This is a genomic window from Methylocystis sp. ATCC 49242 (assembly GCF_000188155.2).
In the GTDB taxonomy this organism is placed as follows: Bacteria; Pseudomonadota; Alphaproteobacteria; order Rhizobiales; family Beijerinckiaceae; genus Methylocystis.
This window is the reverse complement of record NZ_KE124774.1, coordinates 301039-327250: the sequence shown is the minus strand read 5'-3', so window position 1 is coordinate 327250 and position 26212 is coordinate 301039. Positions and strand designations below refer to the sequence as shown.

Here is a 26212-nt window from a genome sequence, read left to right as displayed (position 1 = left end):
GGTTGTCCTTTGATATAGCACCACTGCAAGCGAAGCGCGGCCCGGCCGCGTCCCCTCCGAGAGCCAAGCTCGAGAGCACGCCATGAGCCAGAAGCCGATCAACTTCCTGCATCTTTCCACGCTGGTCGCGGTTGCGATCCTCGTGGGAACGGAACTCGTCGGCGCCTCCTGGGCCGCGGGCTGGGCCTTGGGCGGCCTGTTTCAGCTCGACCCGATGGTGAGTCGCGGGCTCGAGGCGCTTTTCTCGGTCCTCGGCCTCGTCGGCCTGTATTTCTTCATGCGGACAGCTATCCGCAACGAGCCGATCCGCGGCTGAGATTTTCGTTCGTCCCGCGTCACGCAACGCTTGCGGCCATGGGTCGGGCGCGCGTAGGGAGCCGTATATATTCGGAGTTTCGGCAGGGATTTCGAGATGATCGACAATCAGGATCGCCGTTCCTTCCTCAAGGTCGCGGCGGCGACCAGCGCGTTGGGCGCCGTGGGGGCCGGCCCGGGCGAAGCGGCGACGCAGATCTCCAACGTCAAGCTCGGCGACGCGCAACCCTTTTCTTTCGAGGCGCTGAAGCAGCAAGCCCAAAGGCTCGTCAGGGAGCCCTACCGCCAGCCCAATATCCCCTCCCCCGAGATCACCTCGCAGATCGACTACGAGAAATGGGGGCATATCACCTACAACACCGATCATGCGCTTTTCGCCGACACGAAGGAGCGCTTCCCGATCGAGTTCTTCCATCTCGGCATGTTCTTCAAGAAGGCCGTGGGCATCCATGTCGTCGAGAACGGCGAGGCGCGTGAAGTCCTTTACGATCCGGTCTATTTCAACATGCCCGCCGACTCCATCGCGCGGCGGCTGCCGCAGGGGGCGGGATTTGCCGGATTCCGCATCCAGGAGTCGAAGGACGGCCCGCTCGACTGGAAGAAGAACGACTGGATCGCCTTCCTCGGCGCCTCCTATTTCCGGGCCATCGGCGAGTTGCGGCAATACGGCATGTCGGCCCGCGGCGTTGCGCTCGACACCTGGCAGGCGGGCGCCAACGAGGAATTCCCCGACTTCACCCAAATCTATATCGGGCCGGAGACCGGGGACGGGGTGGTGCTGCACGCGCTGCTCGAAGGCCCCTCGATCGTCGGCGCCTACAGGTTCCTGATGACGCGCGGCAAGGGCGTCGTGATGGACATCGACTGCGCGCTCTATCTGCGCGGCTCCTTCACGCGCTTCGGCATTGCGCCGCTCACTTCGATGTACTGGTTCTCGGAGACGGTAAAACCCACCGCGATCGACTGGCGCCCCGAGGTGCATGATTCGGACGGCCTCAGCATGTGGACCGGGTCTGGCGAGCGGCTCTGGCGTCCGCTGAACAATCCCGGCCGCGTGATGGCCTCGGCCTTCATGGACAATAATCCCAGGGGCTTCGGCCTGATGCAGCGCGACCGCAATTTCGACCATTATCTCGACGGCGTGTTCTATGACCGCCGCCCGAGCGTGTGGATCGAGCCCAAGGGCGACTGGGGAAAGGGCGCGATCCATCTGATCGAAATTCCGACGGACGACGAAATCCACGACAATATCGTCGCAATGTGGGTTCCCGAAAAACCGGCCGTTCCGGGCGCGACGTTCGAATACTCCTATCGCCTGCACTGGCTCGCCGACGAGCCCTATCCGACCCCGCTCGCGCGCTGCGTCGCCACGCGGCTCGGCAATGGCGGCCAACCCGGCCGCCCGCGCCCCAAAGGCGTGCGCAAATTCATGGTGGAGTTCCTCGGCGAGCCGCTGACGAAGCTACCTTCCGGCGTGAAGCCGGAGCCAGTGCTCTGGGCTTCGCGCGGAACCTTCTCCTACATCTTCACGGAGGCCGTCTTCGACGACGTGCCCGGCCACTGGCGCGCGCAATTCGACCTGACGGTCGAGGGGATCGAGCCCGTCGAGATGCGCCTCTATCTGAAGAATGGCGACACGATTCTCTCGGAATACTGGATGTTCCAGTACCATCCGTTCTAAAGGCCGGCCAATTGACTTATCCGCCGACTTCGGCCCATGAACGCGCACATGAAAACGCCATTCGTCGGCTGCTAGATTCCGTCCCCGGGGTTGGACAATGACCAAGAAAATCACCAAGTGCCGGATCAGCGGCTCCACGAATCTCATTTCCGTCCTGTCGCTGGGCGACCAGGCCCTGACCGGCGTGTTCCCGACGTCGCGGGAAACGCCCGTGACTGTCGGACCTCTGGAGCTCGTCTGGTGCCCGGACTCCGGCCTGCTGCAGCTCGCCCATGTCTATGAGCCGGACGAGATGTATGGCGAGAATTACGGCTACCGCTCCGGCCTCAACCAGTCGATGGTGCGCCATCTCACGCAGAAGATCGGCAATCTCGAAAAGCTTGCGGATCTCAAGCCCGGCGACGTGGTTCTCGACATCGGCTCCAACGACGCCACGTCTCTCAAGGCATACAAGACGCAAGGCCTGACGCGTATCGGCATCGACCCGACCGGCGAGAAGTTCCGCCAGTATTATCCCGACGACATCAAGCTCGTGCCGGATTTCTTCTCATCGAAGAATTTCGAGAAATTCGGGACCAATCGCGCGAAGGTCATCACGTCGATCGCGATGTTCTACGATCTCGAAGACCCGATCTGGTTCGCGCGGGAGATCGCGAAGGCGCTGGCGCCCGACGGCGTCTGGCATTTCGAGCAGAGCTACATGCCGTCGATGCTGCGTCTCACCTCCTATGACACGATCTGCCACGAGCATGTCGAATATTATTCGCTCGGCGTCATCAAGACCATTCTCGACGCCGCCGATCTGCAGATCCTCGACGTGCAGATGAATGCGATCAACGGCGGCAGCTTCGCCGTCACCGCAGGTCATCGCGGCGCGCCGCACAAGCGCAATCTCGCGGTCATCGACTGGCTGCTGGAGCAGGAAGAACGCATGGGGCTTCACACGCCGCGCCCGTATCGCGATTTCGAGGAGCGCGTTTTCCGCCACCGCGAAGACCTGCGCCGCCTCCTGCAGGCGCTGAAGGACGACGGCAAGCGCGTGTTAGGCTACGGCGCCTCCACGAAGGGCAATGTCGTGCTGCAGTTCTGCGGTCTCGGCCCCGACCTCGTCGAGGCGATCGCCGAAGTCAATCCGGACAAGTTCGGCTGCTTCACGCCCGGCACGCATATTCCGATCATCTCGGAGGCCGAAGCGCGCGCCATGAAACCGGACTATTTCCTTGTCCTGCCCTGGCACTTCAAGGACGGCATCCTGCAGCGCGAACAGGAATATCTCGCCGGCGGCGGCAAGATGATCTTCCCCTTCCCTGAAATCGAGATCGTCTGAGCCCCAGCGCTCACGCAGCCAGGAACAGAAAGAACCTCATGACACGCGGCCTTATCGTATCCCACAAGGGCGAACATTGCGGCGTATTCCAGTTCGGACGCAATCTGTTCGAGACGTTGTCGCGGGCGAAGGAAATCGCGTGGTCCTATTGCGAATGTTCGAGCTTCGATGAATTGAAGACGGTCGTCGCCAAGATGGGGCCGGACGCGATCCTCTTCAATCATCACCCTTACACAATGCCCTGGCTCGCCGGCGCGCCGGTGAGGGAGCTGGGCAATGCGCCGCTCTTCGGCCTGCTGCATCAGGTGAGCCAGGAGATCGCGGACGCGGCCGATCCCGCGCCCTTCGATTTCCTCATCTGTCTCGATCCCACGCTCGTCGCGCGCAATCCGCGCATTCTTCGCGCGCCGCGTTTCCTGCCCGTCAATCCCGCGACGCCGCCGGCGCCGCCGGAAATCTTCACGGTCGGCTCCTTCGGCTTTGCGACGCCGACCAAGGGATTCGACCGGCTCTGCGCAATGGTGAACGCCGAATTCGATCGCGCCAGAATCCGCATCAACATGCCGGTTCACGACGATCCGTCGCTCCTTCCCGACACCATGATGAAGGCGGTGGTCGACAAGTGCCGCACCGCCATCACCAAGCCCGGCGTCGAACTTGAAATCACGCATCATTTCTGGAGCAACGCCGACATCGTCAAATTCCTCGGCGAAAACACGATCAACGCATTCCTCTACGAAGACTCTCCTTCGACCGGCATCTCGAGCTGCGTGGATTTCGCGCTGGCGTCAGGCAGGCCCTTCGCGCTCACGCGAACGTCGATGTTCCGCAATCTGTTCCATCTGAATCCATCGGTGTTCATCGAGGATCGCAAGCTCTCCGACATCGCGGCGGGCGACACCAGGATGCTCGACGCAGCGCGCGCCGAAGCGCTGCCGGAGGCGGCCGCGAAAGAGTGGAACCTCTCTATCCTCGAAGCGATAGGTTCGACGAAAGCGGCGCGTACGACGCCGGATGGACGAGGCTATAACAAGATCCTCGACGATCGCTCGCGCGCCGCCTACACCGAAGCGCTGGCGGATCTCGCCAGATACGCGCCGGAAATGATCGCGCGAAAGATCGAGCGCGCGAATATCCAGCAGGCTTTCGGGCTCGACGTCTGCAAGCGTTTTCTCGCCGACCATCCCAACGCCCGCATCCTCGCAGCCGGCTCCTTCGAGGACACCGCCGTCGAATCCCTGCGCAACATGGGTTATCGCATCGACGAGATCGACCCCAACGTCAACGGCATGACGCTGCAGGACTTCTACGTCTCGTCGAAGGCGCAGCTTGGCTCCTACGATCTCGTCGTGAGCGTCTCGGTGCTCGAGCATGTCGCCGACGACGAGCAGTTCGTGCGCATCATCAGCGAATTTTTGCGCCCCGGCGGCCTGGCGGTGCTTACCGTCGATTTCGCGGAAAAATGGAAGCCCGGCGCCAACAAGCCGATCGTCGACTTCCGCCTCTACACGACCCGCGACATCTGCGACCGCCTGATGCCGGCGATCGGCGACTGCGTCCTCGTCGATCCTCCCCGCTGGGCGGAAGGCGTCGAGGATTTCGAATATGAAGGTTCGCAATATGGTTTCGCCGGCTTCGTCTTCCGCAAGCTCGACGCGGCGTCCGTGCGTCGCGCCAATGTCACGCCCGTCTGGCGCGAGATGCTCGCAGACGCTCAGCGCGGCGGCAAGAAGGCGGCCGCGGCGGACAAGATGACGACGATCAGACCAATGTCAGCCATCAAGCGCTGGTTCTCGAAAAACTAGATTACCGGAGTAGAAGGCCATGGCCGCCGAGATGGACGTCGACCGGGAGGTCCGCGAAACATTTTTCAAGGACAAGAAGGAGCCGGGCATCTTCGTCGAAATCGGCGCGGCGCGACCGGACTATCTTTCCGTGAGCGCGAGCTTTCGCAAGCTCGGATGGAAAGTGATCTCCGTCGAGCCCAATCCCGAATTTTGCAAGCTGCATCGCGACCTCGGCTACGAAGTTCATGAATACGCCTGCAGCGACGCAGATCTCGACGACGTGGAATTCTTCGTCGTCGACTCGAAAGGGGCCGAATATCAGGGCGGCAATGTTTCCTTCGAGTCCTTCTCCTCGCTCGGAATCCAGAACGAATTTTCCGAGCTCTACGATACGGTGAAGAACAACACGCAGGTCCGCAAGATTCCGGTGAAGGTCCGCCGCCTCGACACGATCCTCGCCGAGCATGAGCCGGACGTGAAAACGGTCGACATTGTCGCCGTCGATGTCGAAGGCTGGGAGCTCAGCGTCATGCGCGGCTTCTCGATCGAGAAATTTCAGCCCCGCGTCATCATCCTGGAAAATCTCTTCAAGAAGGATGAGTATGTCGACTACATGCGCAGCCGCGGCTACGGGCTCTGGAAACGCCTCGAGCCCAATGACGTCTATGTCGAGATGAAAGCCCTAGAGGCGCAGCGATCGCTGTGGGCCCGCATCAGGTCGATGCTTGGACTGTGAGGCGCTCAGGCGCCCGCCTGTCCGCGAAGCTCCGCCTTCAGCCTGTCGAATTTCCGGCACAGCTCGGGTTGCTGGCGGCGAAAACGCGCGGGCGTCATCAGCGCATAGCTGATCCGCGTGCGCAGCGCCTCCATCGAGCGATCGCAATAGGTCTTGCGCAGAAGGCGATCCATGAGCTTCCTGTCCTCATGCTCGGGATCGATGGCGCAGAGATATTTGCCGAGCAACATCACCAGCGGATGATACTCGCTGCGCACGGCGCGGCGCATTTGCAGCGCTTCGAAGCTGTCGTGGCCGAAAATCTCGTCCGCAATCTGGTGATAACCGTCGATGGCGATGCGGAAGCGATTCACCAGCCCACGATTGGCGAATGAGTCATTGTCGGGACGGCGCTTCAGATAGGGCTCCGTCAGCGTCTTTACAGTAAGCCCGCCGGACATGAGCTCGCACAGCCGCGCCGCATGCGCCCAGCAGCCGCCGACGAAATTCTCGTTCAGCGGCACGCGCTCCCATGTCGCGCGCTTCACGATCAAGCCGCCGATGAAGCTGAAGAAGGCTTCCGTATTCACGGCCTTGCTGAAATAGTCGCGGCGCTGAGCCGGGTCCGAAAGATCGAAAACCGTGTCTGTCGCAGCATTGACGGTCGGCCATTCGATCCATTCCGAACGGTCGTCGATCCATTCCATGTGCCGCGTGAGATAAAGATCATAGCCGCTTTTGATTTGTTCCAGCGCTTTGGACAGCGCGCCGGGCAACATCCAGTCGTCGCCGCTGAAGAGCCAGACGTAATCTCCCGTCGCATGCGTCACGGAATGCGCCATGTCGCGATCGATGCCGCCTTTCTGCGGCATGCGGACGTATCTTATGGCGCCGTGGCGGGCTCTGTATCCTTCGATGACCTCGGCGGTGTTGTCGGTCGACGCGCCGTCGAGAATGACGATCTCGACCTTGCTCGCGCCATCCTGCCCGAGAATGGAGTCGAGCGTCTCCGGAACGAATTTGGCGAAATTATAGATCGGAATGCTTATGGATAGTGTTGGCTTCATAAGCGCGCCGCCCTCATTCCCAAACCGTTCCCCTGGCCCGATCGGCCATTTGCTTCGATAAAAAGATTAATGGAGAGAAGGAACGGAAGCAATCTGCGCGCCTGCGGCCGCGCGAGGGGCTCTTTCGTCAATTGAGTTCGGATGCGGGGGCGCGCATGGCGTTTTGCAATGTGGCGGCGTCGATCTGATATTTTTCGTTGCGGACAATATCTGCAAGTATTGCGGCCGACTCGCGCCAGTTGACGACTTTTGTCGGTTGCACGGCGTTCGCGACCGCCTGCTCCTCCCCGATCCGCTCCGCAAGCGCCGCAGCGTCGAGCAGCGGAAAGTAGGTCACGTGATCGCCGCCAATTTCGCGGAAGACAGGAATGTCGCTAGCAATCACCCTCGCGCCATGATGCGCAGCCTCGACGAGGGGCATGCCGAATCCCTCCGCGAAGGAAGGAAAGACGAGCGCGCGCGCATGGCGATAAAGATGAAACAGATCCGCGTCGCTCGCATTGTCGAGCCAGATGAGGCGGCGCCCATATTCCGCATGCCTGCGTATGCGACGCTGCAAGGCGCGAGTGTTCCATCCCGGCCTGCCGACGACCACATAACGCAGGTCGCGACCGTCGGCCCATAATTTCTCGAAGGCCGCGAGCGCCACAGGATAGGCCTTGCGCGGCTCCAGCGTGCCGACGCTCATGAAATATGGCGTCGGCGACGCCGTGATTTCGAGGGCCCGCGCCGATGGCGTCGCATCCGGCGGCGCGCGAAAATCCGCGCCGAGCGGCCACCAGCCGATTTGCATATTTGCGGGCGCCTCCCGGCCCGTATCCCGCAAATGACCGACAAGATCACCGGCAACGCTTTTTGAGATGCACATCAGCGCATCGCATTTCATCAGCACGGTCTCGAACCAGACCGCGAAGGATCGACCATTCGCCGACTCGGCCGCGTCGGGATAAAGCAGGGGAATGATGTCATAGAGACAGCCGACGACACGCGCGCCCGCCAATCGTGCGCTATCCATGAGCGGCGGATATTCGTCGAAAAATCCCCAACCCGAGTCGAGCAGCAGGAGCTTGTCTCCCGCGCCCATCATGACTTCGTCGGGCAATCGCTGATGTCTGAAATGAGAGTAGAGGCGCCCGTCTTCGATGAACACCGGCAGCCCGCTTCCGCTTTCGACGCAGGCGCGCGCGATCTCCCGCACCACGCGTTGAACGCCAGTGTGCTTGCGGTAACGATGCGTCGCCGTCACATCGATGAGAAGCCGACCCTGTTCGGGCGGCGTCGGAATATCGCCATCGAGCACGGGCCGCAGGCTCGCGGCCTCCGCGTGCCCCGGCCTGCGCCAACGCCCGTCATGCAGGCGGCTCAACCCAACCAGCCGCGACAGCGTCCAGTAGAGTTCGCGCGCCTTGCCCGCCAGAAACCTCACGCGCAGATCGGTCAGCGCCTGCTCCTTGTCGAGCTCGGCGCGCAGAAATGCGTCGATCTTTTCCTTCGGCGTCATCCCGATCCCCGGCGCGCGGCGCATGATTTGCTTGCATTTTAGGGGGTTCGTACGGCACGTTGCCAGCAAAGGCAAGAGCGCCACGAGAGCCCCAATTCCCGATGATACGCCCCGAAGACATACGCTTTTCCGTCGCGCCCATGATGGATTGGAGAACAAAGTATAATATTTCATATATTTGAGTCGCCACGTGTGCAGTTCGTGTGCACTGACTGTTCGCTTTTTCTTGTTCCGCGATAACGCGCGCGATGACGCGTGATCGCGCGATCGGATCCGATCAAGGCCGGCGTCTTTTCGCCGTTTGAACTACGGGGTGGATGCCCCCTCCACCCCATCAGTTCAGTCAACCTTACGAGGTTCACCTGCTTTGATTCCGTGCGATGAAGGAGCCCGCAAATCGGGCGCTTCATCCTTTCGGTCAGATTCCGACCTATGAGGAAGGCGATCTCGCCCTGTTCGAGACCGGCGCGATCGTGCTCCATATCGCGGAGCGCCACGAGGGCCTGCTTCCGGACGACGCCAACGCCCGGGCGCGCGCCATCGCATGGATGTTCGCCGCGCTCAACACGATGGAGCCGCCGATCCTTGAACGCGAAACCGCCAGGCTCCTGGAGGGCGACAGCAGCTGGTATGAGGAGCGCCTGCCTCTGGTCGAGAACCGCGTCCGCGAGCGGCTGAACCAGCTTTCCGTGCGCCTGGGAGACGCCGACTGGCTCGATGGCGCATTCAGCGCGGGCGACCTGATGATGGCGTCGGTGCTGCTCAGGTTGAAAGCATCCGGCATTCTGGACGAATATCGCAACCTGCGCGCCTATGTCGCCCGCGGCGAGGCGCGTCCTTCCTACGGGCGGGCTTTCGACGCTCAATTGGCGGTCTACGCCGGCGCGCATCGGCCGGCCGATTGAGGCCCTCCCCGGCTCGAGGTCGCCATTCGGGTTTTTCGTTCGGTTCATGGATCCTGACCCACGTTTTGTTTGACCATCAACGCTTGAAAGGCACGCAAATGAAGATCACGGTTGAAGCGACGGTGGCCGCGCCGATCGCCGACGTCTGGCGCATCTACACCACGCCCGAGGACATCAGGGAATGGAACGCGGCGTCGGACGATTGGCGCACGACCGCCGCATCGGTCGATCTGCGCGAGGGCGGCGCTTTCTCCTCGCGGATGGAGGCGAAGGACGGCAGCATGGGCTTCGATTTCGCCGGCATATACACGAGGATCGAACCGCAAAAGCTCATCGAATTCACCTTCGGCGACCGCGCCGCGCGGGTTGAATTCACGGAAGGCGAGAAAGGCGTCGACGTGCGTGTGACGTTCGACGCGGAAACCACGCATCCGATCGAGCAGCAGCGCGCCGGCTGGCAAGCGATTTTGAACAATTTCGCGCGTTACGTCGAAACGTCACGGCGCTCGGCATAGCGACGCGCCGGAGTATTTCGAAGGCGACCGCATTCGCGCGCCGCCTTCAGACCGGCCGCGCGCCGGAGGAGACGCCGAAAGTTCCATGTCCCTCGAACACCAGGCCATCGCGGAACCGCAGGACCTCGATTCGATCCTCGCCCTTCTGCGTGCGGAATCCGATCAGGAGGCAATCGACGCCAGCAAACACCGATGTCACCGTGAATGAGAGATGGGGGTTTTTGGCCAGCGCGGCGGACCAGTAGTCGCGCAGCGCAGCCTTTCCCCTGACGACGCCGCCGCCGGAGGGATCGATCGTCGCCGCGATCGGCGAAGTGAAAATAACGTCATCGTGGCAGTGAGCGAGCACAGCCTCGACGTTGCGGGCGTTCCAGTTCTCGGCCCATTGGCGCGCGAAGGCGACAGGATCGGAAATGCAGGAATTCATCTTCCTTCTCCCGTATCGTCACTCCGATCGACCCCGACGCAGTCGTGGTCGACGAACAATCTGTTATTGCGGGCTTCAGCCGCGCGTGGCGCCGCAGGCCTCGATTCAACTTCACGAACTGTGATGAACATTCGATACACTCTCGAACCTGATCTATCAGCCGAGGAATTCCGGAAAATACTCGTAGCGTCGACGCTTGCCGAAAGGCGGCCGGCTCATGATTTGGTCCGGCTGGACAGAATGCTGCGGCAGGCCGATCTTATCGTCGCCGCTCGCGACGCCGGAAAGCTCGTCGGCGTTTCGCGGGCTATCACCGACTTTTCTTACTGCTGCTATCTCTCCGATCTCGCGGTCGACCAAAAGTATCAGCGGCGCGGAATAGGCAAACGGCTGGTCGAAGAAACGCATGAAGCCGCGGGGCCCGGCACGAGCCTGATCCTCGTCTCCGCGCCCGCCGCCGAAGGCTGCTACCCGAGGATCGGGATGAAACACATGCCGAGCTGCTGGGCCATTTCACGAAAGGAATGACGCCGCGAGCGGCCATCCGCCAAGTTGGTCCGTGTTTTGGCGTTCGTCGTGCTGGATGGCGTCAGCCCAGCAGCGGCGCCTCCTGAGAAAGGGTTTCTATCAGCCGCATGAAAGGCAGGCTGAACTCGAAACATCACTTTGCCTGTGACGGCACTGTAAAGCCACGGATCATGCTGCTGACAGCAGGACACATGAGCGGCCCCAAAGGCGCATGGTAGATGCTTAAAGCGCTGCATGAAGCCAAGAACATGATCGCGGATCGCGGCAATGGCGGCGACTGGTTTCACGAGGCGCGCGGGACGGAGCCCTGCGCTCCTCCGACCAAAAACCGGACGAAGCCGCTCAATTACGACAAGGAGCTCAATTGTCAGCGCCACAAGATCGAGAACCTCATCGCCAAACTCAAGGACTGGCGGCGCATTGATGCGCGATTGCCAGTCCGGTCCGCCGGCGCGGGCGGCGGTGTCGATCCTGCGGGAAGAGCATCTCGACGATTTTCACCACGAGGCAGGCATTCCCGGTAAATCGGAAGCTGGGCAGGACGCGCTGATCACCAATCGTGAACGTCAATATTTGCAGTTGAGACTGACGCTGAATCCGCGCGGCTCTCCGTGGTAGAGGGCCCCGTTGGAGGTGAAATTGGGACGGTTCGTGATATTGCTGGCGCTGGCTTCGAGCTTGACCCGGTCGCTGATGTCATAGGCGAGCGACAGGCCGAGCATCTGCTGCGGCGCGAGGGTGAAGCCGGGCGTATTCGGCAGCGTCGCCTCCGCGCGGCTCGCGTAATAATAGCTCGCGCCAAGCTCCAGACCCTTCATGTCGCCCTGGTCGAATTTATACGTCGCCGACAGGCTGTAGATGCGCCGCGGCGCGCCCAGAAGGTCGCTGCCCTGCTGCGAGGGGATGTTCGAGTCCTTCGAGACGACGGCGTGCAGGAAGGTCGCGACGGCGTTCACATGCAGATTGGGCAGGATGTCGCCGCCAATATTCGCTTCGACGCCGTGGCTGTGCTGCTGACCGGTGACCACGGAATAGAATCCGGAGGGGTTCAGCGGATTGGGGATCGCGACATTGTCGCGCGTGATGTCGAAGAGACCCAGTTCGAAGCTCATGCGCCTGTCGGAAAAGTGACGCTTGAATCCGATCTCGTACTGCGTGTCCTGTTGCGGCGGCGGCGCTTCTCCGCTCTGGATGCGGACGCCGGTGTTCGGGACCAGCGACTTTCCGAAGGCGGCGAAGATTTGCGTGTCTTCGTCTGGCTGGAACATCACGCCGGCGCGCGGCGAGAAATACCCGTTGGCGCCCTTGCTCAGGCTCGCGATGGGTTCGCCGGCCAATGCGCCGAAGGGATCGAGAACGCGCTCGCGCTGCGCGAGGAGATCGTAGCGGCCGCCAAGCAATATGCGCCACTTCTCGCTAAAATCGATCAGATCCTGCGCATAAATCGACTCGCTGTAGGCGCGCGCCGTTCCATTCGACCAGTAGGCGCCGGCGTAATCGATCGCGGGAGGATAGGCCGGATGAAAAATGTCGAGCGGCGCGAGCGCCTGACGTCCGATGTCGCTGGAATAGCCGAAATAATAATCCCAATGTTCGAGGCCGAGAAAGGCCGTGTGCTCGAACGGCCCGGCGTCGAAGCGGCCGTTCAGTCGCAGTTGCGCGTCGAAATTACGGACGCCGACGCGCGTGCGCACGGGCTGCCCGAAGGTGATGGAGCGATAGCCGTCATAGCCCCATTCGGTGAACCAGCCGAAATGACTCGCATTGAGATAATGATCGATATTGGCCGTGAGCCGCCAATTGTCAGTCAGGGCGTGTTCCCAGTTCAGCGTCACGTCGTCGAAGAAGGGCGTTTCATGCTCGTTGGCCGGGACGCCGGCATAGAATTCGCGCGGTGCGCCGAAGAAGACCGGATTGGCAGGAACGCCGTCGCGCCAGACGAGCCGCGAGGCGTTGTGTTCGGCTCTCAGAGTGATCCGATCGCCATTGTCCGCCGTGAAGGCGAGCGCCGGCGCGATGTCGAAGCCGCGCGCGCGCACGAAATCCACGAAGCTTCCGATCGTCTGCGCGGAGCCGGTGACGCGGAACTGCAGGTTTCCGGCGTCGTTCAACGGCGCATTGGCGTCTAGCGTCAGGCGTCGCACGCCGAAGGCGCCCAAGGTCGCGGCGGCGTTAGTGAAGGTCCCGTCGGTCGGCGCTTTCCTTATGTAATTTGCCGCGCCGCCATAACCGCCGGGCGCCTTGCCGACCAGCATGGCGCTCGGCCCCTTGTAGAATTCGACGTGATCAACCGTTGAAAGATCGACGTCTTGCGAGGTGAAACCATGCGCCGCGCCGTCGAAGAGCGTTAGGCCGCTCGGAAAGCCGCGCATGACGAAGCTCGGTGAATAGCCGGAATTCGACGCGGTCGAATTCACGAAAACGCCGCTCTGGTCCTTGCCGAGAGTCTGCGCCTGGACCTTGCTTTCCTTCTGGCGCTTTTCCCTCTGTTTCCCGGTTTGCGCAGGGGATCCGTCATCCGCAAGCGCGCCGCCCGGAAGAAACGCGCAGACCAAGGCGAACTGCGGGAGGCGTCGCGCCAGCCGCGCCGCGCCCGCAAGAAAGATCAATGTCGCCCCTGCGTCGCGGCGGCCGGTATTCCGCGAAGAGCGCGCCTCCCGTCGCGCGCCGCCGCCCGTCGCGCCGTGCGTTTCTTCAGCCAGATATAAACGCCGGTGACGGAAAGGACGACGGTAGCAAGACCTGTGATCGCGACGAAAATGCGGTAGGGGAGACCGAAGACATTGGCCTTGTGCAATTCATAGAGCCATGTCGTAAGCGTATTGCCAGCGCGCAGTCCAGTGGGGAGCGCAAATTGCCGCAGCGCGCCGGTGGCGGCGTCGAACCAGACGGCTGTCTGTCCGTATTTCTCGCCAATGTCGCGCGAAGAGCGCACGCGATACTCGTAGAGGCCGCTTTCATGCAGGCGATAAAGGGCGACTTCGGCCAAAACGGTGAAGCCATGCGCCGTCGCTTTTTCGTCGAGTAGAGCGCGGCCTCTCTCTCGCGCAGCCTCCCAGGACATCGGCGCCTCGCGCTCATGCGTCGGCGCCGCGTCGAGAAAATAGAGGGGCTGCTGATAGTCGAAAAAGGTTTCGGTCACGCGCGAATAGACGCTATTGAGATTCATGTAGACGCCGGACCAGGCGAAGACGAACAACGCCGCCCACAGCCACAAGCCGCCAGCGCGGTGGAGATCGACGTTCAGGCGATAAAAGGAGCCGGAGCGCTTCAAGACCCACGAAGCGCGCCAGCGCTGCAAATAGCTCTTCCGCGCATGTTCGCCGGGCGGCGGCAGGGTAAGATAGAAGGCTGCGAAACAATCGATCGTCCAGACGAGCGACGCGACGCCGAGCAGCCATGCGCCGATCTCGCCCACGGCGAGCGTCATGTGCAGTCGGTAGACGAAGGGCATTGCCTCCTGCAGACGTCGCGGCCATGCGCCGATCTTGCGACGCCCGAGCTCCGCCCCGCTCACGGGATCGAGAAAGAGTTGATTGTAGGAGAGCGGCGCGCCTCCCGGGCGCGCCGAGACGCCGATAACGACCGTCCCCGGATTGCCGAGATAGATCGTGTCGATACGCGCCTGCGGCGCGATTGCCTCGGCGCGGCGCGCGAGCGTTGCGGCGTCGAGGGTCGCGCCCGGGTGCGGCGGCGGGAAGAGTTCGGGCGAAAGCCAGCGATTGAACTCGCCAAAAAATGCGAGCAGGGCGCCGCTGAGGCCGACGACGATCACGAAGCCGGAGATCGAGAGCCCGGCCCACCGATGGGCGATTACGCAGAAAGATCGAGCGGTCATCGTCGGCCCTCGTGCTAAAATTCAGCCCGGAGTTCTCCCTTCACCGTCAGCGGCTCGCCGACGGCGTTGAAGGCCTTCGAGCAGTTGTAGGGGAGGCAGGGAGCGAAATATCGCGAATTGTTGACGTTGTTGATGTTGAGCTGCGCCGTGAGCTTCTTGCCCATGTAGTCGAACTTGTAAGCAGCCATGAGATCGACCCGCGCATAGGCGGGCAGTGTGTAATAGTAAGTTGAATAGCCCTTGTCGCCCGCACGGTCGCTTGCCGCATAGACGCCGGCGCCGACGCTGAATCCGTTCAGCTCCGGTTGCTGGAAGTCATATTTCGCCCAGATGCTGCCGGCGCTTGGCGCCACGCCCGGCAGATGCCGGCCGTAATGGTCGTCGCCAAAGGCGGTTCTGACATAGCGCGCGTCGGTATAGGCGAAACTCGCGATGAGGCTGAGCGCGTCTGTGACTTTGCCTGCGAGATCGAACTCGACGCCTCGGCTGCGCGCCGCGCCGATCGCCTCGAAAGAGGCGCCGTCGCCTGCGAGCGTCGCGACATTCTTTTTGTTTATTTCGTAAAAGGCGAGCGTCGCGAGGACGCGCCTGTCGAGAAACTCGCCTTTCACTCCCCATTCGAATTGCCGCGAGGTCTCGGGCGGCAGGACGCCTCCCGTCGCGGAGCGCCCGAAATTATTGGAGCCGAAACCTTCCGCATAGCTGCCATAGACAGAGATATTGGGCAGGGGATTGAGCACGACGCCGGCCTTGGGGCTGAAGCGATCGGTGCGTCGGATGGACGTGTCGCCAGAGGTAACGGGAAGCCATGGAACGATCGTCGAAACGCCCTGGATCGAACTCGACCAGTCGTAGCGGCCGCCTCCCAGCACGTGAATCCAGTCACCGAAGCTGATCTGGTCATGGAAATAGATCGACGCCCATTCATCCTTGTTGAGGCCATAGTCGTTGGGCGCGAATTTTCGCCGCGCGTCGAAATAGCCGAAAGGCAGCGCCGGGTAGACCGGATTGTAGAGACCGACGTTGGTGAACCAGTCTTCCGGAAGCAGGGGATCGAACAGGGCGTTGAGTCCGAAAAATCCCTTGTTGTTCAGACGCTGGACGTAATAATTGCCGCCGAGCAGGACCTCGTGCTTCAGCTGTCCTGTGTGGAACTTGCCGGTAAGATCGGAATAGGCCGTGATCGCGCGACGGTGGAAATCCTCGAAATAGATTCCGCGCCGCACGGCGGGGTTGGGCGTGTCCTCGAGCGCGAACTGGAAATAGGCGACAGGATTGTCGTGGAATGTGTAGTCGATCCAGTTCACGACTCCACCGGAGTGAAGCTTCCAGTCCTCGTTGAAGCGGTGCGTCCAGCTCGCATCGATCAGACGGCTGTCGATCGGATCCCTGCCGAAGCCGGGGTTGCTGAAATTCCGGCTGATTGGCACATCGGCGATGTGGCCGTAAATTGCAGGAATGCCGGTGTCGCCGACCGAGAGATCGTGCTGATATTCGAAGTTGACGTTGAAGTCGTCGTCCGCGGTCGGTTTCCACGTGACGTTCGGCGCGAGAAAGACGCGCTGGTTGCTCACGAAGTCTCGAAAGGAGCCGGCGTTCCAGTATGATCCGTCGAAGCGATAAAGGAGCGAACCGTCCTCTTTGAGCTTGCCCGTCGAGCCGAGCACGGTGCGGTAATAGTCGAAATTGCCGAATTGCTGCTGAATGTAATGCCCGGGCGTCGCCTGCGGCTGACGGGTGACGACGTTTATCATGCCGCCGGGTTCGGTTCGCCCATAGAGCATCGCCGCCGGGCCTTTCAAGACCTCGATACGATCGACATTGGCCATGTCGAACCTGTTGGCGGGCAGACGAATCCCGTTACGGAAACGCACATTGTTCGTGCCGAAGCCGCGAATGATGAAGTCTTGATACTGTCCGCCCGTCCAGGGAATTTGCACGCCGCTGACATTCTGGACCGCATCCTCGACGCGCGTCGCCTGCTGGTCCTGCAGCACCTGTTGCGGCACGACCTGTATCGAAAACGGCGTCTGCAGGATGGGCGTGTCGGTCTTGAGCGCGGTCGTGGCGTCAGGAACCGAATAGGCGGTCGGATCAACCTTTGGCCTCGACGTCTGCGCCGTGACGGCGGCGCCCGAAGCAGGTCGCACGCGGACGCCATTGCCCGGCGTCCGGGGGCCGTTGCCGGATTGACGGCCCCTGGCGCCGCCGACGTCGATCGTGGGCAGGGTCTGTTGCGCTTGGGCGAGCGAGGCGACGAAAACAAGTGAGAACGCGCCGGCGGTTGCGCCGCGCAGTAAATCGATGCGTGTCATTGGAGTCGGTATCCCGGGCGCGACCAGGGGCGCGCGCTGAAATGATCGTTTGCGTGTGAAAGGCGGACGACCGCGTCAGGTCAACGACGGCGGCGCCTGCGACGACCAGGACGTTCCCCAGCCGATCTGGCGTTCGCGGCCGCCGATGGAGAGACTTTCAATGTCCGGGTAATGATGGGCGGAAGGCGCGGGGAGCGCGCCGGAAAGCGTCGACACGATCGGAGGAGGCGCAGCGAGGCGCGCGACCGTATCACACAGAATGCAGCAATGTCCGTGGTCGTGCGCCTGATGCGGCGCGTATGGATGTCCGGCGTCTCGTGCGCAGGCCGGGTCGAGCGCGAAGACTGCGCCCGCGTCGGCCGAATGCGAAACGGAGAAGCCGACGGCGGCGAGCGATTGCAGCAGAACGAATTGAAGCGTAATGGCCGCGACGAATCGCCGCCCGAAAATCGCTCGTCTCGTTCTCTTCTCTTTCATCACCGTTGCGTTGGCCTTTTAGCCGGGAGGCGCACGCAATGGCGAATGCTTCGCGTTGCGCCTCTCGAGACGTCACAGCAATAACGGTCGAATGTCCCCTGAAGGTTACATGGACAAGCTTTGCCTGAAAAAGCGGGTCATGTGGCGCAAATGCAACATTCGGCTTCGCCGTGCGACGCGCCCGGCGACCCTAGTTGCGTCCCGCATTTTTCAGGATCAGAAAGGGATGAGACATTTTCGAATCGAAACAGCGTTTCGAATGCAGGAAAAAGCTGGGAGCGGCGCCCATGCGAATTCTGTTGGTTGAAGATCATCTCGAACTCGCGAGCCGGGTTGCGAAGCGCGTCAGACAGGCGGGTTTCGACGTCGATCACGTCGACACGATCGAGGCGGCGGCGCAGGCGCTCGTCGGACGTCCCTATTCGGTCGCGCTACTCGACCGGCGGCTTCCAGACGGCGACGGCCTGCGTCTCATTCCGAAGATCCGCCAGATGCAGCCCGAAAGCCGCATCATGATCCTGACGGCGCTCGACGCCGTCGACAACAGGATCGAGGGGCTCGACGCCGGCGCCGACGATTATCTGACCAAGCCCTTTCATCTCGACGAGCTCGTGGCGCGCATTCGCGCCAGCCTGCGCCGCGCGGGCAAGAAGGGATCGCCGCAGATCCTGCTCGCTAAACTGGCCTATGACTGCGAAACGCGCGAAGTGACCGTGGACGGCAGGCCTGCCACGCTGCTGCGTCGCGAACTCGCGCTGCTGGAAGCCTTGATGCGCCGTTCGGGGCGGGTGGTGTGGAGAGAGACTCTCATCTCGGAAATCTACGGCATGGACGACGACGTTCAGCCCCATACGCTGACGACGCTGGCCTCCCGTCTGCGCGCGCGGCTCGAGGAGATCGACGCCGGCGTCGAACTCCATTCGGCGCGCGGGCTCGGCTATATGATCAAGAAGGCGACGTCTTCGTGAAAGCACCTTCCCTGCTCTATCGGCTGTTTTTCTATAATCTGATGGCGCAGTTTCCGGCGTCCGCCGTGGCCTGGCTCACCGTCACGCTTCTCATGTTCTTCGGCGTGGCGATCGATTTCAACCTGGAGCCGGACGATTTTGCCTATCATCGCATTTCTGAACTGGTCGTCGACTCGTTGGTGAAAGGCCATGACGGCGAGTTGCGGATCTCGCCGACGAAAAATCTGCAACAGCAGATTGCGCTGAATCCCAGACTTAAATACGCAGTCTTCGATCCCAAATCAGGCGAGGCGGCGCAAGGCTCCTCGCAGGAGCTGCTCGGCGCCCTTCGCGATCCGTCGATCGTCCGGACGCATTATGTGGATTTCAGCCTTCCCGGCGACGCCCCGCCGGGCGCGCGGGGCACGAAATCGCGCAAGTTGACTCCGTTCGGCTTCATGTATGTCGCCGCCTATGGATACAGGTTCGCTTGGAGCGACCTGTTCTACACCTTGCGCAGCGACATTTCGCCGGTGACGCTGCATTTCGCCTCCGGCTTCGCGGCCGCCGCCATTGTGACATGGTTTGCCGTGCAGCGGGCGCTGGCCCCGATTCACGAGCTTGCAGCGCAGGCGGAGCGCATCGACATGGATTCGCTCGGCCAGGGCATTAGGGCGGAGAATGTCCCCTCGGAGATCAGGCCGCTCGTCAACGCCGTCAATCAGGCGCTGGAACGTCTCGACGCCGCAGCGAAACGGATGCGCCGCTTCACTGCCAACGCCGCGCATGAACTCAGAACGCCCGTGGCGATCATGCGCGCGCGGCTGGAGGATCCGGACGAGGCGAATCTCCGCGCCGATCTCGTCCGCGACGCGAGCCAGATACAGTCGATCGTCGAGCAGATGCTCATCGCCGCCCGGCTGACGGAAAATCAGACGACGGTCGATGATCGCGTGGAGCTTGTCGGCGCGATCCGCCAGCTTGTATCCGACTACATGCCGCTCGTCGTCGACTGCGGCCGCCGGATCGAATTCGAGTCGAGAGAGGCGCAGATTTTTGCACTGGGCAATCGGCGCGCGATCGAATGCGTCGTCGGAAATCTCATCGATAATGCGTTGCGTGCCGAGCCTCCCGGAGGAACAGTGCTGGTTCGGGTCGACGCCGACGCGACGATTGACGTGATCGACCATGGCGAAGGCGTCGCTCCCCAAGACAAAGCCAGGATTTTCGAGCCGTTCTGGCGCAAGAGCGAGGCGACGCCCGGGACGGGACTCGGCCTCTCGATCGCAAAAGAGCTCATGGACATGCATGGCGGGCGCATATGGGTGGAGGAGACGCCAGGCGGCGGCGCGACGTTCAGGATTTCGCTCCCCGGGCCGTCAACCGTGACCGGGAATTAATCGGCGCAATGTCGTCGAGGGTTCGACGCCGGACGGCGATCGATGCGGAACACGGGATGCTGTCCGCTCCCATGCCCAACGGCTCGGGGCTAAATATGAAAAAGCGACAATGGTCTGTGCGATAGTGTCGGGGCGCGGTCACTTCGGACCATGGGTCTACTCGCCGGCTTTTCATCCATTCTCACCTTTTCGGAAACGGCGGCCGAACGAAACGCTAGGTCCTGTGGACTCTTGGGATTGAACGATGCCGCTGATCGCGGCGGGAGGGGCGAGGTCGCGTGATTGGCCTCCTGTCTGAGAGGATTTGGGCGTTGCAACCCACCCTCGGACAAGAGGTTTCAGATGGCCGAGATCAGCCCTCTGCGTCGTCGCATGATCGAGGACATGACAGTCCGCAATCTTTCGCCGGCGACTCAGCAATCCTACATCCACGCCGTTGCGAAGTTCAGCCGGCATTTCGGCCGTTCACCTGACCGCCTGGGCCTGGAGGGCGTCCGCGCCTTCCAAGTGCATCTCATTTCCAAGGGCATATCCTGGGCGTCGTTCAATCAGAGCGTCTGCGCGCTGCGCTTTTTCTACCGGGGTGACGCTCGGCTGCGACACGATCCCGGAGCGGATTGCCTATGCCCGCGAGCCGCGCAAGCTCCCGTCCGTGCTGAGTGCCGACGTAGTGGTCCGTTTTCTCGAAGCCGTCTCGAGCCTTAAGGTGCGAATCGGCGTCCAACACTGACCCCACCTCCTTCTGTTATAAGAGGCTGAAATCAAATAATGTCTCGCCCCTAGCAGGGGTCACGATTGAACGCCGATCACTTTGTCTGAAAATCAATAAAAGCCATTCCAGATCAGTCTGTTGGGTCAAGTCTCCAAGGGGTGATTTTTGGACGCCGATTCACAGATCGGAGGGATCAGACGCACCTCGTGTCCGCAAGCGAGCGCCATCCGGCCCCAGTAATGGCTCGTCGCGCATACTTCCATCGCGACGATGCAGGGCGGCTGCGCCCGGAGGGTTTGTTCGAGTTTCGAACGCGACATGCTCCGATTGAACAGAACCGCCCGCCGCGATCTGCGCCGCAGACCTGAAAGCTGCGCTTCGCCAAAGCGATCGCCAAAACGTGAACTTCCGAGATTTGCCCGTCCTCCTCACTGCGCCTCCGGCGACGCTCCAGCATCTCACAATGCTGGGTGGAGAAGGCATCCACCCCATCAGTTCAGCCTGTCGGATATAGGGTATGCCGTCTTGATCTTGATTATCGTGCAATATGCATCGGTAGATGATAATATATGCAGGTCATTGGGAAGCGGAGAAATGCTAGATGGCGGTTGATTGCAGATTCTCTGCGGACACTATTTCTCATCAAAAGCACGTGTCATTGTCATCGCTTATTGATGTGCTTTTTCGGTTACGCTGCTTTGGTTTTTTTCTTTGCGCTCGCCTTTTTTATTTTGCCGCCTGCTTTCTCTGGCATCGAACCGATCAAACTGAATTCTAAGACGCCATGCCCGGGTTGTCGCTTTCCGCGGGGCTCATTGCATTTCGCTGATTGTCTTTCTGAATCGCGATAAGGCGATTCCAAAGAGCCCCATACCGATGACGCTGAGCGCGACAAGCTGTGGCCAGATGACGCTAAAGCCAGAGCCGCGGAAAAGAATATTTTGCGCGAGAAGAATAAAATGGGTCGTCGGCGTCGCGAGCATGATGTCTCGGACGAGCCATGGCATGCTCTCGGACGGCGTTACGCCGCCCGACAGCATCTCCAGGGGAAGAGCGACCAGAATGAAAAGTAGCGCGAATTGCGGCATAGACCGCGCCGTGGTCGCGAGAAAAATGCCCAAAGACGTCGTGGCGAAGAGATTGAACACGGCGCCCACGAGGAAAAGCGCAATCGACCCCTGAATGGGCATGGCAAGCAATCCCTGAATGATAACAATGAGCGACGCGGCGGAAGCGACGAGGACGACGAAGCCCATCGCCAGAACCTTGCTCGCCATGATCTCGAACGGTGTGACGGGCATGACCAGCAGATGCTCGATCGTTCCATGTTCGCGTTCGCGGATCAGCGCGGCGCCGGTCAGCACCATCGACAGCATTGTGATTTGATTGATGACCTCCACGACGGCGCCGAACCAAGATCTTTTCAGCGTGGCGTTGAAGCGCGTTCGAAGGGCGAGTTCGATTGGCGGGATCGTTGTCGCGCGATAGCGTTGTAAGAAGGCCGTGACTTCGCCCATGGCGATGGTTTCGACGTAGCCGCCGCCAGAAAACGCCTGACTCATTCGCGTCGCGTCGACATTGAGCTGTATCGTTGGCTGGTCCCCGCCGAGAACGTCGCGCTGAAAGTTTGGCGGGATATCAAGGGCGAAAGTGATGAGGCCCTTATCCATCAATGAATCCATTTCCGCGAGCGTCGTGAAGATCGGCGGTGTGAAATAGGGTGGGTAGAAGGCGGCGCCGATGCGCATGGAGAGAGCGGAGCGATCCTCGTCGACTATGGCGATGGGAGCTTTGTTGAGCGTCTCGGGTATCACCTCTGCGGCTGTATAGATCGCAAAGGAGAATGCGTAGACGATCAATGCTATCATGATCGGATCTCGCGCAAGGCTGCGCAGTTCCTTGACGCTCAGGGTCAGGATATTCGCGAACCGCATGTCAGGATCATACCTCCTGTTTTTTTAGGAGCAGGACGCAGACGACGAGAAGCAGGGGCGCCGCGATCAACAGGGGAATGAAGGCGCTTTGCAGGTCGAAAAAATGGAGAGCCTTAGAGAAGGCTCCGCGCGTGATGACGAGGAAATGGGTCGTCGGATAGATGCGGCCGATAAAGGCGCCAGCGCCGTCGAGCGACGACACCGGATAGATGAAACCGCTGTATTGAACCGCAGGAATAAGGGTCGCTATGGCGGTTCCAAAGATCGCGGCGACCTGGCTGCGCATGAAGGAGGACATGACGAGCCCCATCGCCGTCGCCGCGCCGACATAAAGCCCCGCGCCGAAAAACAGTGCGGGAAAGCTGCCTTTTACCGGCACCTGAAACCAGAATGCGGAAAGCAAGGTCAGGAGCAGGAAATTCAATAGGCCCAGCGCGAAATAGGGTAGCTGTTTGCCGAGCAGGAATTCGAGCCTTGTCGTCGGCGTCACGTAAAAATTGATGATCGAGCCAAGTTCTTTCTCGCGGGTGACGCTCAGCGCCGTCAACATCGCCGGAATGAGCATGAGCAGGAGCGGAATGACCGCGGGAACGATCGCCATGATCGTCTTCACGTCGGGATTGTAACGATAGCGGATGGCGATATTGACTGGGCTAGCCAAGCCGATCTTAGCGCGCAGCCATTGCGCATGCATGGCCTTCAGATAGCCCTGCGCCGTCTCGGCCCGCATGGGCATGGAGCCGTCGATCCATGCGCCGATTTCCACTGGGCGACCGCGCGCAGCGTCGCGGCCAAAGCCCGGCGGGATTTCGATCGCGACGGTCAGCTTGCCGCTCCGCATGCGCCGATCGAGATCCGCATAATCAGCCAGCGGCGCCTGTTCGGTGAAATAGCGCGATCCGGCGATGTTGATGACATAGTTTTGGCTCGTCGTCGTCTGATCCCGGTCAAGCACGGCGAAGGACAGATTCTCGACATCCATGCTGATGCCATAGGCCATGATGAACATCAAAAAAACGGTGCCGAGCATGGCCATGGCGGCCCGTATCGGGTCGCGCCTCAATTCGAGCGTCTCCCGACGCGCATAACTGAACATGCGCTTAGGGTCGAAGAAGAAGCGCCCTCGCGGATCGGCTGGCGTCTTTTCAAAGGTCTCCCGGTGGGCTTCGAGCCGATCAAAGGGGCTGGGCGAAGCGTCGTCCTTTTCAACCGCGTCCGCCAGATAGCCGATGAAGGCTTCCTCCAGATTCTTCGCTTCGCGTTTCTCGATGATCGTGTCGGGCTTGCCGCTCACCAGAACCCGGCCGGCGTGCATTAGCGAAATTCGGTCACACCGCGCGGCTTCGTTCATGAAATGCGTCGAGATGAAGATCGTCACCCCATCTCGACGCGACAAGTCGATCAGCCTTTGCCAGAAGGAGTCGCGGGCGATCGGATCGACCCCCGACGTTGGTTCGTCGAGGATAAGCATGGCCGGCGCGTGAATCATCGCGACGGCGAGCGACAGGCGTTGCCGCTGCCCCAGAGGAAGCGTTCCTGGAAGTTCGTCCATAATGGCGCGAAGATCGAACTGTTCGGCGACCTCGACGACGCGCGCGTCGATTGTTTCGGCCGGCAATCGGAAAAGCCTTGCGTGCAGCTCCAGATTTTGCCGAACCGTCAGTTCTGAATAAAGCGAAAAGGCCTGCGACATATAGCCGACGCGCTGGCGGGTCGCGAGATCGCGCGGGTCTACCTCCTTGCCGAAGAGCCAGGCCTGCCCTTCGGAAGGCGGCAGCAGGCCGGTGATCATCTTCATCGTCGTGGTCTTGCCGCAGCCATTGGAGCCGAGGAAGCCGAAAATCTCTCCTCGATGGATGCGGAAGCCGACATGATCGACCGCGACGAATTTGCCGAATCGCATCGTCAAATCCCGCGCTTCGATGGCGATTTCCGTGTCCTTGTCGTCTCGCGGCGGAATGATGACCGCGTGATGCATGCGTCGCCGTACCTCTGGCAACAAAGCGATGAACGCCGCTTCGAGCGTCGGCGCCTTCGTGCGCGTGAGAAGTTCCTCTACTGTGCCGGTCGCGAGCGTTCGTCCGCCGTCCATCGTGACAAGCCAGTCGAAACGCGCCGCTTCCTCCATATAGGCGGTCGCGACGATCACGCTCATACCTGCACGATCGCGACGAATGCGGTCGATCAAATCCCAGAACTGCCGGCGTGACAGCGGATCGATGCCCGTCGTCGGTTCGTCCAGAATGAGCAGATCGGGATCATGCACCAGGGCGCAACAGAGCCCGAGTTTCTGCTTCATGCCCCCGGAAAGTTTTCCCGCCGGCCGATCCACAAAGGGCGCCAGTCCGGTATTCTCCACGAGGTCCGCGATACGTCGTTCGCGTTCCTGTCGCTCCTGACCGAACAAGCGGGCGAAGAAATCGATGTTCTCGGCGACCGACAGGGTGGGATAGAGATTCTTGCCTAGGCCTTGCGGCATATAGGCTATTTGGGGACAGACGGCATTGCGGTGCGCCGCGCTCGCCATATCGACGCCGAGCACCTCGACCTCGCCGGTCTGTACGGCGCGCGCGCCGGCGACGAGCGAGAGCAGGCTTGATTTTCCCACGCCATCCGGTCCGATTAGTCCGACCATCGCGCCGGCGGGAATGTCGAGCGTGATGGAGTCGAGCGCAATGTCGCCGCCATATCGCAAGCCGACGTCGTGCAGGCGCGCGACGAAGCCCGAATAAGCTCCTGTGCTCATTGCACCAATTCGCCCTTGAGATGGGCGGGCCAGCTCGCATGGGGATCGAGGCGTACATAAACGACGCCCGGGAGCCCGGTCTTCACCTGCCGGAGGTATTTCTTCAAAAGTTCTGGCGCAATTTTCGCCTTGACGCGGAACGTCAGCTTTTGGCGTTCCTCCGCCGTTTCGACCGTTTTCGGGGTGAATTGGGCGACGTCGGCGACGAAGGTCGCTGTCGCCGGAATGATATATTGAGGCGCAACATCTAGAATTATGCGCGCTTCTGCGCCGATCGCGACGCGTCCGGCAGTCTCCGTCGGCAGAAAAAACGTTATATATACGTCGCTGAGGTCAACGACATTGAGCGCCTTGCCGCCGGCGCCGAGCACCTCGCCCGGCTGCGCCACCCGATATTGCACGCGGCCGTCTCGCGGTGAAGACAGGGCGCTGTCGTCGATATCCGCTTGAATGCGATCCATGGCGGCCTTGGCGGCATCGACCGCCGCCTCCGCGGCGACGGCTTGGGATGCGGCGGCGCTGATCGCGGAGTGCGTGGCGGCGATCTGCGCTTCCGCAGCGCTAACTGCGGCTTTCGCTCCCTCGAAACGCGCGCGATCGTTGTCGAATGTTTCGACCGCCGCTGTGCCACGCTTCACCAATTGCTTGGAGCGTTCGAAGCGCCTCTGCGCCGCGTCCAATTCCGCTTGGCGCTGGGCGCGTCCCGCCAACGCCGCCTCGTTCTCGGCCTTCCGCTGGACGACCTGCGCGCGGGTGGCGTCGACGTTTAACTCCGCGCGTCTATGGTCAGCCTGCGCTTGGCGAAGCTGGGCGCGAAGGGTTTGCGTGTCCATCTCGACGAGCACTTGCCCCGCGTTAACGAAATCGCCTTCGTCGGCCAATATCCTGTCGATACGGCCAGGGATTTTCGTCGCGATATCGATTTCCGTCGCTTCGATTCGCCCATTGGCGCTGGCGATTCCTGGGGGAAGCGTTTGCGGCTTTAGCTTCTCCCAAGCGAAATATGCGGCCACAGCGATTGTCACGGCCAAGGCCAATCGCATTGCCCAAGTCCGCACGTTCATCGAGCGCATAT

Annotated in this window: 20 protein-coding genes and 2 pseudogenes; 12 read left to right on the top strand and 10 right to left on the bottom strand. The window is 61.2% G+C overall.

Annotated elements, in window-relative coordinates:
• Window positions 1-82 precede the first annotated feature (82 nt).
• From MET49242_RS03435 to MET49242_RS03415, 5 genes are all read left to right on the top strand, one after another.
• Window positions 83-316, top strand: coding sequence for a hypothetical protein (locus tag MET49242_RS03435; protein WP_036280693.1), 234 nt, complete (start codon window positions 83-85; stop codon window positions 314-316).
• A gap of 96 nt (window positions 317-412) precedes the next feature.
• Window positions 413-1996, top strand: a complete 1584-nt coding sequence (locus MET49242_RS03430; RefSeq protein WP_036280691.1) for a glucan biosynthesis protein — start codon at window positions 413-415, stop codon at window positions 1994-1996.
• Window positions 1997-2093: 97 nt separating this feature from the next.
• Window positions 2094-3323 carry a class I SAM-dependent methyltransferase gene (locus tag MET49242_RS03425; protein ID WP_036280689.1) on the top strand — a complete coding sequence of 410 codons (1230 nt, stop codon included), beginning with the start codon at window positions 2094-2096 and terminating at the stop codon, window positions 3321-3323.
• A gap of 38 nt (window positions 3324-3361) precedes the next feature.
• Entirely contained in the window at window positions 3362-5128 is a 1767-nt protein-coding gene (locus MET49242_RS03420; RefSeq protein WP_036280686.1) for a methyltransferase domain-containing protein, read from the top strand.
• A 19-nt stretch (window positions 5129-5147) separates the two neighbouring features.
• Entirely contained in the window at window positions 5148-5846 is a 699-nt protein-coding gene (locus tag MET49242_RS03415; RefSeq protein ID WP_036280684.1) for an FkbM family methyltransferase, read from the top strand.
• Between the two features lie 5 nt (window positions 5847-5851).
• Here MET49242_RS03415 and MET49242_RS03410 read toward each other — a convergent pair whose 3' ends face one another.
• Together MET49242_RS03410 and MET49242_RS03405 are read right to left on the bottom strand one after the other, a co-directional pair.
• The gene (locus MET49242_RS03410; protein ID WP_051133972.1) at window positions 5852-6892 is read right to left on the bottom strand and encodes a glycosyltransferase family 2 protein; all 1041 of its coding nucleotides are present in this window, start codon (window positions 6890-6892) and stop codon (window positions 5852-5854) included.
• A gap of 127 nt (window positions 6893-7019) precedes the next feature.
• The gene (locus MET49242_RS03405; protein ID WP_244430675.1) at window positions 7020-8393 is read right to left on the bottom strand and encodes a glycosyltransferase family 1 protein; all 1374 of its coding nucleotides are present in this window, start codon (window positions 8391-8393) and stop codon (window positions 7020-7022) included.
• Window positions 8394-8710: 317 nt separating this feature from the next.
• On the opposite strand from MET49242_RS03405, the pseudogene MET49242_RS03400 reads away from it, so the two are divergent.
• A pseudogene (locus MET49242_RS03400) lies at window positions 8711-9298 on the top strand (glutathione S-transferase family protein).
• 98 nt (window positions 9299-9396) lie between these two features.
• The gene (locus MET49242_RS03395; RefSeq protein WP_036286728.1) at window positions 9397-9813 is read left to right on the top strand and encodes an SRPBCC family protein; all 417 of its coding nucleotides are present in this window, start codon (window positions 9397-9399) and stop codon (window positions 9811-9813) included.
• Window positions 9814-9859: 46 nt separating this feature from the next.
• On the opposite strand, the gene MET49242_RS03390 is transcribed toward MET49242_RS03395, so the two are convergent.
• Window positions 9860-10240 carry a nuclear transport factor 2 family protein gene (locus MET49242_RS03390; RefSeq protein WP_036280681.1) on the bottom strand — a complete coding sequence of 127 codons (381 nt, stop codon included), beginning with the start codon at window positions 10238-10240 and terminating at the stop codon, window positions 9860-9862.
• 123 nt (window positions 10241-10363) lie between these two features.
• Here MET49242_RS03390 and MET49242_RS03385 point away from each other — a divergent pair, with 123 nt between their 5' ends.
• On the top strand, window positions 10364-10768 hold the full coding sequence (locus tag MET49242_RS03385) for a GNAT family N-acetyltransferase (protein ID WP_036280678.1): 405 nt from the start codon (window positions 10364-10366) through the stop codon (window positions 10766-10768).
• Window positions 10769-10986: 218 nt separating this feature from the next.
• Entirely contained in the window at window positions 10987-11292 is a 306-nt protein-coding gene (locus MET49242_RS03380) for a hypothetical protein (RefSeq protein ID WP_051133971.1), read from the top strand.
• Between the two features lie 42 nt (window positions 11293-11334).
• On the opposite strand, the gene MET49242_RS03375 is transcribed toward MET49242_RS03380, so the two are convergent.
• From MET49242_RS03375 to MET49242_RS03360, 4 genes are all read right to left on the bottom strand, one after another.
• Window positions 11335-13377 (bottom strand): TonB-dependent siderophore receptor, encoded by a 2043-nt coding sequence (locus MET49242_RS03375; RefSeq protein ID WP_244430673.1) that lies wholly within the window; start codon window positions 13375-13377, stop codon window positions 11335-11337.
• Window positions 13374-14606, bottom strand: a complete 1233-nt coding sequence (locus MET49242_RS03370) for a PepSY domain-containing protein (protein WP_036280676.1) — start codon at window positions 14604-14606, stop codon at window positions 13374-13376. The genes MET49242_RS03375 and MET49242_RS03370 overlap by 4 nt, the downstream gene beginning before the upstream one ends.
• A 14-nt stretch (window positions 14607-14620) precedes the next feature.
• Window positions 14621-16921, bottom strand: coding sequence for a TonB-dependent siderophore receptor (locus MET49242_RS03365; RefSeq protein WP_051133970.1), 2301 nt, complete (start codon window positions 16919-16921; stop codon window positions 14621-14623).
• A gap of 75 nt (window positions 16922-16996) precedes the next feature.
• Entirely contained in the window at window positions 16997-17398 is a 402-nt protein-coding gene (locus tag MET49242_RS03360) for a hypothetical protein (protein ID WP_036280674.1), read from the bottom strand.
• Window positions 17399-17685: 287 nt separating this feature from the next.
• Between MET49242_RS03360 and MET49242_RS03355 the strand changes: the two genes are divergently transcribed.
• From MET49242_RS03355 to MET49242_RS03345, 3 genes and pseudogenes are all read left to right on the top strand, one after another.
• Window positions 17686-18366 carry a response regulator transcription factor gene (locus tag MET49242_RS03355; RefSeq protein ID WP_036280672.1) on the top strand — a complete coding sequence of 227 codons (681 nt, stop codon included), beginning with the start codon at window positions 17686-17688 and terminating at the stop codon, window positions 18364-18366.
• A complete protein-coding gene (locus MET49242_RS03350) occupies window positions 18363-19745 on the top strand; it encodes a cell wall metabolism sensor histidine kinase WalK (protein ID WP_036280670.1) in 1383 nt (460 codons plus the stop codon). The genes MET49242_RS03355 and MET49242_RS03350 overlap by 4 nt, the downstream gene beginning before the upstream one ends.
• A 342-nt stretch (window positions 19746-20087) precedes the next feature.
• Window positions 20088-20457 (top strand): annotated as a pseudogene (locus MET49242_RS03345) (site-specific integrase); the annotation flags it as partial.
• Window positions 20458-21269: 812 nt separating this feature from the next.
• Here the strand turns inward: MET49242_RS03345 and MET49242_RS03340 are convergent.
• From MET49242_RS03340 to MET49242_RS03330, 3 genes are read right to left on the bottom strand one after another with little or no spacing between them, the layout of a single operon-like run.
• Window positions 21270-22391 (bottom strand): ABC transporter permease, encoded by a 1122-nt coding sequence (locus MET49242_RS03340; protein WP_036280668.1) that lies wholly within the window; start codon window positions 22389-22391, stop codon window positions 21270-21272.
• A gap of 7 nt (window positions 22392-22398) precedes the next feature.
• Complete coding sequence (gene rbbA / locus MET49242_RS03335) at window positions 22399-25137, bottom strand: ribosome-associated ATPase/putative transporter RbbA (RefSeq protein ID WP_036280666.1); 2739 nt, start codon at window positions 25135-25137, stop codon at window positions 22399-22401.
• Window positions 25134-26180, bottom strand: coding sequence for an HlyD family secretion protein (locus tag MET49242_RS03330; RefSeq protein WP_371212516.1), 1047 nt, complete (start codon window positions 26178-26180; stop codon window positions 25134-25136). Before MET49242_RS03330 ends, rbbA begins: the two co-directional genes overlap by 4 nt.
• Between the last annotated feature and the right edge of the window lie 32 nt (window positions 26181-26212).